At 61.6% G+C, this 10921-nt stretch carries 9 protein-coding genes and 1 pseudogene; 3 read left to right on the top strand and 7 right to left on the bottom strand.

Features of this window, described 5'->3' with window-relative positions:
- Positions 1-393 (top strand): annotated as a pseudogene (locus AC07XZ_RS27295) (hypothetical protein); the annotation flags it as partial.
- A gap of 148 nt (positions 394-541) precedes the next feature.
- Here the strand turns inward: AC07XZ_RS27295 and AC07XZ_RS27290 are convergent.
- Positions 542-1441, bottom strand: coding sequence for a LysR family transcriptional regulator (locus AC07XZ_RS27290; protein WP_102688417.1), 900 nt, complete (start codon positions 1439-1441; stop codon positions 542-544).
- Positions 1442-1603: 162 nt separating this feature from the next.
- Here AC07XZ_RS27290 and AC07XZ_RS27285 point away from each other — a divergent pair, with 162 nt between their 5' ends.
- Complete coding sequence (locus AC07XZ_RS27285; RefSeq protein ID WP_085747768.1) at positions 1604-2620, top strand: alpha/beta hydrolase; 1017 nt, start codon at positions 1604-1606, stop codon at positions 2618-2620.
- A gap of 63 nt (positions 2621-2683) precedes the next feature.
- Positions 2684-4111 (top strand): mechanosensitive ion channel family protein, encoded by a 1428-nt coding sequence (locus AC07XZ_RS27280; protein WP_102688416.1) that lies wholly within the window; start codon positions 2684-2686, stop codon positions 4109-4111.
- 295 nt (positions 4112-4406) lie between these two features.
- Here the strand turns inward: AC07XZ_RS27280 and ycaC are convergent, their stop codons facing one another.
- The 6 genes from ycaC to AC07XZ_RS27250 all read right to left on the bottom strand — a co-directional run bounded on the left by ycaC (position 4407) and on the right by AC07XZ_RS27250 (position 10887).
- On the bottom strand, positions 4407-5033 hold the full coding sequence (ycaC, locus tag AC07XZ_RS27275; RefSeq protein WP_039771508.1) for an isochorismate family cysteine hydrolase YcaC: 627 nt from the start codon (positions 5031-5033) through the stop codon (positions 4407-4409).
- A gap of 68 nt (positions 5034-5101) precedes the next feature.
- A complete protein-coding gene (locus AC07XZ_RS27270) occupies positions 5102-6940 on the bottom strand; it encodes an amidohydrolase (protein ID WP_102688415.1) in 1839 nt (612 codons plus the stop codon).
- Positions 6941-6985: 45 nt separating this feature from the next.
- Complete coding sequence (locus AC07XZ_RS27265) at positions 6986-7612, bottom strand: antibiotic biosynthesis monooxygenase (RefSeq protein ID WP_102688414.1); 627 nt, start codon at positions 7610-7612, stop codon at positions 6986-6988.
- The gene (locus tag AC07XZ_RS27260) at positions 7605-8021 is read right to left on the bottom strand and encodes a DoxX family protein (RefSeq protein ID WP_085698570.1); all 417 of its coding nucleotides are present in this window, start codon (positions 8019-8021) and stop codon (positions 7605-7607) included. Before AC07XZ_RS27260 ends, AC07XZ_RS27265 begins: the two co-directional genes overlap by 8 nt.
- 96 nt (positions 8022-8117) lie before the next feature.
- Positions 8118-9848 (bottom strand): hypothetical protein, encoded by a 1731-nt coding sequence (locus AC07XZ_RS27255; protein WP_102688413.1) that lies wholly within the window; start codon positions 9846-9848, stop codon positions 8118-8120.
- A 115-nt stretch (positions 9849-9963) separates the two neighbouring features.
- A complete protein-coding gene (locus AC07XZ_RS27250; protein WP_007956084.1) occupies positions 9964-10887 on the bottom strand; it encodes a LysR family transcriptional regulator in 924 nt (307 codons plus the stop codon).
- Positions 10888-10921 lie beyond the last annotated feature (34 nt).

Raw genomic sequence — 10921 nt, 5'->3', positions numbered from 1 at the left:
GGTGGTGGCGGCGGTAATGGAGGTGGCGGCGGCAGCGGTGGCAATGGTGGTGGTCACGGCGGCAGCGGCAGTGGCGGCAACAGTGGCAGTGGCGGCGGTGGCAACAGTGGCCACAGCGGCAGTGACCACGGCTCGGGCCACTCCGGCAACACGGCGTCATCCGGTCGCAGCGGCACGCATTCTGAACCCGGCGACGACCATGGTGTGCATCGGTCCGGAGAGGTCGGCGATGACCACGGTGTACATCGCGCTGGTGAAATCGGTGACGACCATGGCGTACATCGTGCCGGCGAAATCGGTGATGACCGAGGCCTGCATGCCGCGGGCGAACCCGGTGATGATCGCGGTGTTCACGTCGGCGGCGAGCCTGGCGATGACAAGCGCGCCAACTGACCCGAACTGAAAACACCGCAATCCCTGTGGGAGCTGGCTTGCCAGCGATGAGGCCTGGTCAGTTAAAGCATTACTAACTGACCCACCGCTATCGCGGCAAGCCCGACTCCCACAGGGCTCATCGGCGCCCACCAGCTCACCGCAAAACCTAGAGAGCGACATGATTCTGATCCAGCCGCTCCCGCAAAAACTCGATCAACGCCTGCACCGGCCGCGACGCCTGGCGATGCTGCGGATACACCGCCGACAACGTCAGCGGTTCCGGCCGAAACTCATCCAGCACCGGCACCAGCCGCCCATCCTTCAGCGCCGCGCCGACAATGAACGTCGGCAGATAGGTAATCCCCATCCCCGCCACCGCCGCATCCCGCAGCAACTCACCGTTGTTGACGCGCATCCGCCCGGTGACATTCACCAGCAGCGGCTTGCCCTGCCCCGCGTTGAACCGCCACTGCACCGAACGCCCGTGGCCGTAAGGCAGACAGTCGTGGCCCAGCAGATCTTCCGGTCTGACCGGCGTACCGCGTTCGGCCAGATACGCCGGACTGGCGCAATACACTCGCTCGATTGACGCGATGCGTCGGGCGATCAGGGTCGAGTCCTCCAGTACGCCAATGCGCAGCGCCAGGTCGTAACCCTCGCCCAGCAGATCCACCGGCCGGTCGCTCAAGTCCACCTCCACCGTGACCTCGCGATAACGCTGCAGAAACGGCGGCAGCAAGCAGCCCAGATGCGCCAGCGCGAACGACAGCGGCGCACTCACGCGAATCGCCCCGCGCGGCTCAGCAGTCTGCCCGGCGATGCCCTGCTCCACCGACTCCACTTCACCGAGCAAACGCAGCGCCGACTCGTAATAGCTCTGGCCCAGCGGCGTCACGTCCAGGCGCCGGGTCGAACGGTTGAGCAATCGCACGCCCAGGCGTTCCTCCAACTGCATCAGGCGACGGCTGACGAACTGCTTGGACAAGCCCAATTGATCGGCCGCCGCCGTGAAGCTGCCGGAGTCCATCACCTGGCAAAAAATACGCATGTCTTCGAACGGGTTCATTGTCACTCTCTGGTTGACAGTTAAACGCTTTATAGCCGCTTTTTCACTTTCCGGCACCTCATTAATCTGTGCTCACGGTGTTGCTGAGGCCTGAAGCCCAGCGCCACAGCAGCCCGATCCCAAGGCATACAAAAACTCAAACGACTTAAAAAGGAATTGCACATGAACATCAAGAAAACCCTCGCCGCTTCCCTCCTCGCCCTGTCCATCGGCAACGCCTTCGCCGCCGAAAGCACTGGCGTCGAACACAACACCCAGGCCTTCCTCGACGCCCTCGCCGCCGGCGGTGGAAAACCGCTCGAGCAACTGAGCCCGAAAGACGCCCGTGCGGTGCTGACCGGCGCCCAGGCTTCGGTGAAGGTTGACCTGTCCGGCGTTGAAGTCAGCGACAAGGCGATCAAGGTCGACGGCCAGACGATCAATCTGAAAGTGGTGCGTCCGGCCAAGATCAAGGGCGAGCTGCCGGTGTTCATGTTCTTCCACGGTGGCGGCTGGGTGCTGGGTGACTTCCCGACGCACCAACGCCTGATTCGTGATCTGGTGGTGGGTTCTGGCGCGGTCGCGGTGTACGTCGACTACACGCCGTCGCCGGAAGCGCAGTACCCGACCGCGATCAATCAGGCTTACGCGGCAACCAAATGGGTGGCCGAGCACGGCAAGGACATCGGAGTCGACGGCAAGCGTCTGGCGGTGGCCGGCAACAGCGTCGGCGGCAACATGGCGGCAGTCGTGGCGCTGATGGCCAAGGAACAGAAAACCCCGGCCCTGCGCTTCCAGTTGCTGATGTGGCCGGTGACCAACGCCGGGTTTGATAACGGCTCGTACCAGCAATTCGCCGAGGGCCATTTCCTGACCAAGGGCATGATGCAGTGGTTCTGGGACAACTACACCACCAACCCGGCCGAGCGTGCGCAGATCCATGCCTCGCCGCTCAACGCCAGCGCCGAACAGCTCAAGGGCCTGCCCGCCGCGCTGGTGCAGACCGCCGAGTTCGACGTGCTGCGTGACGAAGGCGAAGGCTACGCCCGCCACCTCGACGCGGCCGGTGTGCCGGTGACCTCGGTGCGCTACAACGGGATGATTCACGACTTCGGCCTGCTCAACCCGCTGAACGGCATCCCCGAGGTGAAGGCCGCCGTGCGCCAGGCCGCAGCGGAACTCAAGACCCATCTGAACTGAGTGCAACCCCTCGCCACACCTTCGGGTGTGGCGTTTTCTTTTGTGCCCGCCGGAGTTCACCTCATGAGCCTTTTTTCTGCCCACCTGCTGTCCTGGAGCGCCCTGCTGCTGGTGCTCGACACCCTGCTCTGGCATCTCGTGCCGTTCAAGCATCGCGCGCAACGGGTCGCTGTGCGACTGGTGCTGTTTCTGGGCTTCAACGCACTGGCCATCAACGCCGGTGTCAGCCCGTTGCAGGCGCCGTTGTTCGCCGATGACCCGGTGGCGCAACTCGGGGCGACAGCGCTGGGGATTCTCTGGTGGCTGTACGCGGCGCGGGTGCTGACCGAAGTCATCGGCTTGATCCTGATGCGCCGCATCGGCCACAGCGGCCGGCTGTTGCAGGACGTGATCGGAGCGCTGGTGTTTCTGGCGGCCATCGTCGCGGCGGCCGGTTATGTGCTGGATCTGCCAGTCAAAGGCCTGCTCGCGACTTCCGGCGTGGTGGCGATCGTCATCGGTCTCGCGCTGCAAAGCACCTTGGCCGACGTGTTTTCCGGCATCGTACTGAACACCACCAAGCCGTATCAGGTGGATGATCTGGTGGTCATCGACGGCGTCGAAGGCAAAGTGCTCGACATCAACTGGCGCGCCACGCACCTGCTGACCAGCACCGGCACCCTGGCCGTGGTGCCGAACTCGGTGGCGGCCAAGGCCAAGATCGTCAACCTCAGCCGACCGAACAACCTGCACGGCGTGTCGATCAGCATCAAGGTACCGAACCACATCCGCCCGCGCCGGGTACTCGACGCCCTCGACCGTACGTTGCAAGGCAGCAGCAGCCTGTTGCTGTCGCCTGCGCCGAAAGCCGTGTTGAAAGAGGCCGGCGACGAAATGTCGGAATACGTGGCCAGCGGTTTCATCGCCGAACTGGGCAAGAAAAGCGACGTGCGCAATCAACTGTTCGACCTCGCCCACCGCCACCTCGAAGCCGCCGGCATTTCGCGGCACCCGGACGGCGTGATCGAACCGTCGACCCGCGCCCGCGCCTTGCTCGATGAAGTGAAAATCTTCCGCTCGCTGAGCCACGAGGAACGCGATCGCCTCGCCGAATCGATGGTCGCGCAGCAGTACAGCGCCGGGCAGGTAGTGCTCAATCTGGAGGAAGTCCCGGACAGCCTGTTCGTCATCGCCACCGGCGTGGTCAGCGCCAGCGTACCGGACGGCAACGGCTTCACCGAGGCCGGGCGCATGGGGCCGAGTGAGGTCATGGGCGAACAGAGCATCCTCGCGGATACGCCTTCGCAGGCGACCTTCACAGCACTCACCTCTTCGATCATTTATCGCCTCGACAAGAACCTGACTCGCCAGTGCATGGAACAGCGCAGTGAAGTGGGTCGGGCGTTGAACAAGTTGCAGGCGGTGCGGCAGCAGAACAGTCGGCTGGCGTTGATGGCCAAGCCTGTGCCGGTTCGCAAGGGTGGATTTTTGGGATGGTTGCAGAAGCGATAATTCACCGGGCTTTCAATCTTCTTTAACTTCGAAATCCAACCCCCTCATCGGAACGCCGCCCGCCCAGCCCTCTCCCCCAGGGGGGCGAGGGGGAAAGGGAGCCGATCTCGGTGCTTTTCAAAACCTGAGTTCGACTCGATTTTTCAGGTCGATGTACCTCGAAAGAACAACTCGGTCAGCTCCCTCTCCCTCCGGGAGAGGGCTGGGGTGAGGGCTCGTTTTCGAAGTGAAAATACACACTCACCAACACCGCAAAAAAAATGCCCGCTCTTCAGCGGGCATTTTGTTCAGCCAATTACTGGGCCGTGAACTTGGTATAGCTGTTGATCAGGTTGCGATAGTTAGGCAGACGCTGCGACAGCAGATTCGCCAGGCCTTCCATATCGTTGCGCCAGTCGACTTGCAGCTCGCAGGCCACAGCAAACCAGTTCAACAGGTGCGCGCCGGCAGCCGACATCCGCGCCCAGGCAGCCTGCTGCACGGTGGTGTTGAAAGTGCCGGAAGCGTCAGTCACCACGAACACTTCAAAACCTTCAGCGATGGCCGACAGGGTCGGGAACGCTACGCACACGTCAGTCACCACACCGGCGATGATCAGTTGCTTGCGGCCGGTGGCCTTGATGGCCTTGACGAAATCTTCGTTGTCCCAGGCGTTGATCTGGCCAGGGCGGGCAATGAACGGTGCGTCCGGGAATTGCTCTTTCAGCTCAGGCACGATCGGGCCGTTCGGGCCGGAATCGAAGCTGGTGGTGAGGATGGTCGGCAGGTTGAAGAACTTGGCGATGTCGCCCAGCGCCAGCACGTTGTTCTTGAACTCGTTCGGCGAGAAATCCTGTACCAGCGAGATCAGACCGGTCTGGTGGTCGACCAACAGTACAACGGCATCGTCTTTGTTCAGGCGGCTGTAAGGAACGTTGCTCATGTGAAACTCCTCGATGGATGGTTGTTGCGGGGAGCGCCGCTCACACAGAGCGGCGCTTTTCAAAAGGATCAGAACGCGAAGCAGGAGCAACCGAACGCGCCCCAGAAACCGGCGAAGTCGCTGACCGGCGCATTCGACATCCGCGCTTTTTCATGGCTGTGGGTATGCACTGCGCACGGGCCGCTGCACTGATGAACCTGGGCCTGCAAGGGCGAATTCGGACGCCAGTGGCCAGGGACTTTCACGACCGGCGACCAGTCCGGCAGCACCGGCAATGCACGTGGGCCGAGGTCTTCGAAGTCTCCGGCGGAATAAACGATTTTGCCGCCGACCACGGTCAGCACCGACTCGATCCACTTGATCGCTTCTTCCTCGACATGGAAGAAGTCCGCGCTCAGCGCTGCCAGGTCCGCCAGTTGCCCGACCTTGATCTGGCCCTTCTTGCCCTGCTCGGACGAGAACCAGGCGCTGCCATGGGTGAACAGCTCCAGCGCGGTGGTGCGTGGCAAACCTTCTTCGTACAGCGCCAGACCGCCGACGGTGCGACCGCTGACCATCCAGTACAGCGAAGTCCACGGGTTGTAGCTCGATACTCGCGTGGCATCGGTGCCCGCGCCGACCGGCACGCCTTCGGCGAGCATGCGCTTGATCGGTGGCGTGGCTTCGGCGGCTTGCTTGCCGTAGCGGTCGACGAAGTATTCACCCTGGAACGCCATGCGATCCTGAATCGCGATGCCGCCGCCCAGCGCTTTCACCCGCTCGATGTTCTGCGGAGTGATGGTTTCGGCGTGGTCGAAGAACCACGGCAAACCGTTGAACGGAATGTCGCGGTTGACCTTCTCGAACACATCCAGCATGCGGCTGATCGATTCGTTGTAGGTGGCGTGCAGACGGAACGGCCAGCGCTGTTCGACCAGGTGACGCACCACCGGCTCCAGTTCCTGTTCCATGGTCTGCGGCAGGTCCGGGCGCGGTTCGAGGAAGTCTTCGAAATCCGCTGCCGAGAACACCAGCATCTCGCCGGCGCCGTTGTGACGCAGGAAGTCATCGCCCTGATGCAACTTGACGCTGCCGGTCCAGTTCTGGAAATCGGTCAGCTCTTCTTTCGGCTTCTGGGTGAACAGGTTGTAGGCGATGCGCACGGTCAACTGGTCGTCTTTGGCCAGTTGTTCGATCACCTGATAATCGTCCGGATAGTTCTGGAAACCGCCGCCGGCATCGATGGCGCTGGTCAGGCCGAGGCGATTGAGTTCGCGCATGAATTGGCGGGTCGAGTTGACCTGATATTCCAGCGGCAGCTTCGGCCCCTTGGCCAGCGTCGAGTACAGGATCATCGCGTTCGGCCGCGCCACCAGCATGCCGGTCGGGTTGCCGTTGGCATCGCGCACGATCTCGCCGCCCGGCGGGTTCGGCGTGTCGCGGGTGTAGCCGGCGACGCGCAACGCGGCGCGGTTGAGCAACGCACGATCATACAGGTGCAGGATGAACACCGGGGTGTCCGGCGCTGCCTGGTTGATTTCCTCGAGGGTCGGCATGCGTTTTTCGGCGAACTGGAATTCGTTCCAGCCACCGACCACGCGCACCCATTGCGGGGTCGGCGTGCGGTCGGCCTGATCTTTGAGCATGCGCAGCGCATCGGCCAGCGACGGCACACCTTCCCAGCGCAGTTCGAGGTTGTAGTTCAAGCCGCCACGGATCAGGTGCAAGTGCGAGTCGTTGAGGCCGGGAATCACGCAGCGGCCCTTGAGGTCGACCACTTGCGTACCGGCGCCGCGCAGGGCCATGGCTTGCGTATCGTTACCGACGACGACAAAGCGGCCGTCATTGATCGCCACGGCACTGGCGAGGGGTTTTTCGCGGTCTACCGTATGAAATTGGCCATTGAACAGAATCAGATCGGCGTTCATCGCAGTTCCTTCGAGATAAGTGAAACGGAGCCCGGACCCGCCGCTTCAGCGCAGCGGATTGGCATTGGATTCGGTTTTTTTGCGTGACTGACCGGCTTCCAGCCACGGCGCGAACAGACGGGTCACCGGCGGCATGAACACGTAAACCACCGACACCACGATGGTCAGGGTGATCAGGAACGTGGCGACCACGTAGTTGGAGAGAAAGGCATTGAGTTGCAGCAACGGCCCCCAGATCAGCGGCACCAGCAAGGTGTGCGGCAGAATCACCAGCAGCGTGACCACGGCCTGCTTCCAGCGCGGTGGCGGTGAGCCGGCCTCGGCCGTCGGCGTGAACCAGAATTCGTTGGCTGCGTTGACTTCGGTCTGGTCGCCGTCGGCTAGCATCGGCGCCGCTTCATCGATCAGCTTCTGACGCTGCGGCGAATCGAGCCAGCGCTGCATCGCCTCGGTCGAGCAATAACGCAGCACGCAGGTGAACAGTGCGAGCCCGCCCTGCTGGCTGCGCATCACGTCCACGCCCAGATGCCCTTCTTCGCGCCCCGCCACGCTGACGATATTGCGCAGCCAGGCTTCGTAAGGCGCTTCAAAACCGGCCTTGACCCGGTGCTTGACGATCAGCGTCACGGTTTCTTCGGGTCCCGGTTTTTTCAGGGTCTGGGCATCAGGCATAACGGAGTACTCCGGGCAAACGAACATTGAGCGCCAGCCGTCCCGGCCCGGCGATCAGAACAGTGGTGAAGAGGATCAACAGCAACCAGCCGAACTGCCCTTCGGCCACACTCCATTGCGGATGCACGAGCAGCAACGCCACCAGCAGCACAAAGAGAATAGGCAAGCACGCCAGACGCGCCAGCACCCCGGCGACGATCAGCAGCGGGCAGAGGACTTCGGCGAAGATCGCCAGAATCAAAGTGAGGTGGGCACCGAGGTGGAACGGGTCTTCGATCAGTTGCAGCTGTGCGGTGAAGTCCAGCAGCTTGGGCAAGCCGTGGACGAACAGCAGAAACAACCCGCCGGTCACCCGCAGGAACAGCAGGCCGAGGTTTTGCGCCTGGTCATTGCGTTGTACAGCGTTCATGGGCCCACCCTTGATCAATCATTGCAGGGAATAGTGCAATGATTGATCGGGGGGGAAATTGGATGGGTGTGCTCTCTTTGCTCTTGATCGCCCGCTCTATCGAATCGTGTACTGACGCAGGACAAAAGCCTGAGCCGTTGACGAATTCGCGACGGTGTCCAGATTGACCCTGAAACGCAGGGTCAACGTGCTGCCGGGGCGCAGATCCTTCAAGTAACTGAACAAAACAATGACGCTGTAACCGTTATTGAAGACCCAGCTCTGGTTGACGGTAACGTTGCCCGTCCACATCGCGAGATTATGGGGGGCACCGTTGATGTCTTCGCCCTCCAGATCCAGCCAGAGTGACTGCAATCTCGCAATATGCGGCCATACACCAAAGCGCAAGGTTGCGCCGCCCTGCACGCTGGCCAAGAACAGGTCCGACGTACCATTGGCCTCGAGAAAAACGGGAGGAATGAACCGGTCCGCCGGGATCATCCCCACATTCAGATGAATAGGCCCCAAAGGCACGGGCTGAGCCGTGCCGCGATCATATTCGGCGCTGACCGTGACCCGCTTGCCCAGGCTGAACGCCACGAGCGTTAGCGGCAAAGGGATTCTCCTGGGACGCGTGGGGCCGGCTGTGAGGGTATTGGTGGTGTGTGAGCCCGCCGCCGGAGTCCCCGGCGCAGCAGTCCAGCGGACTCTGATCCGGTCGTTGGGCTGCATGTCGTAATTCACGACAGCCGTCAGATTCATCTCTACCGCCAACGGATCAACATTGCCATTATCGGGCGCCTCGGCAATCGTCACCTCGAGGTTCTGAATGACGACCTTGATTCGCCTCGGACTGGACGTTCCCCCGCTGCCATCTGCCAAACGAACCGTGAACGAATGCAGGCCTCCGGTCAGTGCCTTTGCCAAATAGGTCCAGATACCGCCCACTGCGTTGACGGTGTCCAGAAAAGTTTGACCATCAAAGACGTCTATCGCGCCGAAACCACTACCGCTCAGGGTAACGCTGGTGTAGCGGGTGTCTGCGCCATCGGGGACTTCACCCTCGGCATCGGTGACCGACGATATGCCGGGCGTATTGGTTGCAACTGTATTGACGGTGTAGTTCCGATGGGCAAATGCCTGGGCCTCGGAAAGATCCGGACTGTTTTGCAGCCCGGCCCAGAATCTCATCGTCAGCACGCTGCCATTTTGCAGACCTTGCAGCGGTGCAGCAGGGACTCTTTCCTCTTTATATCCCAGACTGAATCCATTACCGACGACATTCTCCGGTGCTTTCCAATACCAGGCCTCCCAGACACTGCCGTCGGGCTTCACACCTGTAAGCCGGAGCCAGAAGAACTGCTCGCGCCTGCTCAGCAGCCATGACCTGATACGCAATGTAACCTCAGCCAGTTCGCTCACATCCAGGTGAGTGCCCTCACCTTCGTCGCTTGCCTCCTTGATCACCGGCAGGGGCAGATCAAGTTGGTTGATGAGCGGTATGTAAAGCGGCAAAGTTTGTGATTCCACAGACGGTTCAGTGCCACGGTGAAGCGTGTAAAAGGCGCTGACAGTTAGCCCGAGATTAAATGCCATCAATGTGGTGTCAATGTGGGTCGTAAAAGGGCGTTTGAATCCGCCGATCGGGATTCGCGGCGACGTATAGGAACCGGGACCTGGAGTTCCTGCCACCTTGATCGTAATAAAGTCCCCTGGCAACCAAGGGAAGTCGATTGTTACCGTCAGGTTGTACCGGGCGGCCGCTGGCACCAGGAAACCCTTCGAACTTTCTTCAATTGCCAGTGGTGGCAGATCGTCACGGGTGAGCGCAGGAATCGGCGTGTCCATATTCACTTCCCTTGATAGCTGGCCGCTTCGGCATTGGCCCATCAAACACGGGAAGACGAGCACGCACCACTGTCAGAACTAACAGGTTGCGGGTTGATTCAGACGAACGGCACGCTTAAACCACCGGAATATCCAGCGTCACCGACATGAACTGACTGATCCGCGACCGCAGCCATTTCTCCGCCGGGTCGTTGTCATGCACCCCGCTCCACGCCATCGACAGTTGCGCCGCATCGATGGGAAACGGCGGATCTTCAGCCCGCAACGCACAGCCTTCGACCAACGCACACGCCGCGTAATCCGGCACGGTCGCGATCATCTCGGTGCCCGCCAGCAGCGCGCGCAAGCCACTGAATTGCGGAACGCCAAGCACCACCCGGCGGCTGCGACCGACCTTGGCCAGGTCCACGTCGATGTTGCCGCTCAGATCGCCGGAGAACGACACCATCGCATGGGGTCGCTCGCAGTATTCGTCGAGGGTCAGCGGGCCTGGCCGGTTGTCGCCGCGCAAGACCTTGCAGGGAATGTCGCGCAGTTTCTTGCGCTTGGCGTTGGCCGGCAGATCGGTGGTGTAACTCACGCCGACGGAGATTTCCCCGGAGGCCAGCAACGTCGGCATCAGCAGGTAGTTGGCGCGGCGCACCACGACCACGATCCCCGGCGCCTCTTCCTGCAACTGGCGCAATAGCGGCGGGAACAAGCCGAACTCCGCGTCATCCGACAGACCGATGCGGAACACGTCGCAACTGGTCGCCGGATCGAATTCCTTGGCCCGGCTGACCGCGCCGGAAATCACGTCCATCGCCGGTTGCAGTTCCCGAAGAATCGCCAGCGCCCGCGCCGTCGGTTCCATGCCGCGACCGTTGCGCAGCAACAGCGGATCGTCGAACAGATCGCGCAAGCGGCCCAGCGCCGCGCTCACCGCCGGTTGGCCCATGAACAGTTTTTCGGCGACGCGGGTCAGGTTCTTTTCGAACATCAGTGCTTCGAAAATCACCAGCAGGTTCATGTCGACGCGGCGCAGATCGTTTCGGTTCATGGGGCACGTTTTCCTTGTTTGAGCCTGACGTGAA

The sequence above is a fragment of the Pseudomonas sp. GW458-11-26-14-LB4 genome (assembly GCF_059423925.1).
The sequence above is the reverse complement of the archived record's forward strand: the minus strand, read 5'-3'. Positions and strand labels throughout refer to the sequence as shown.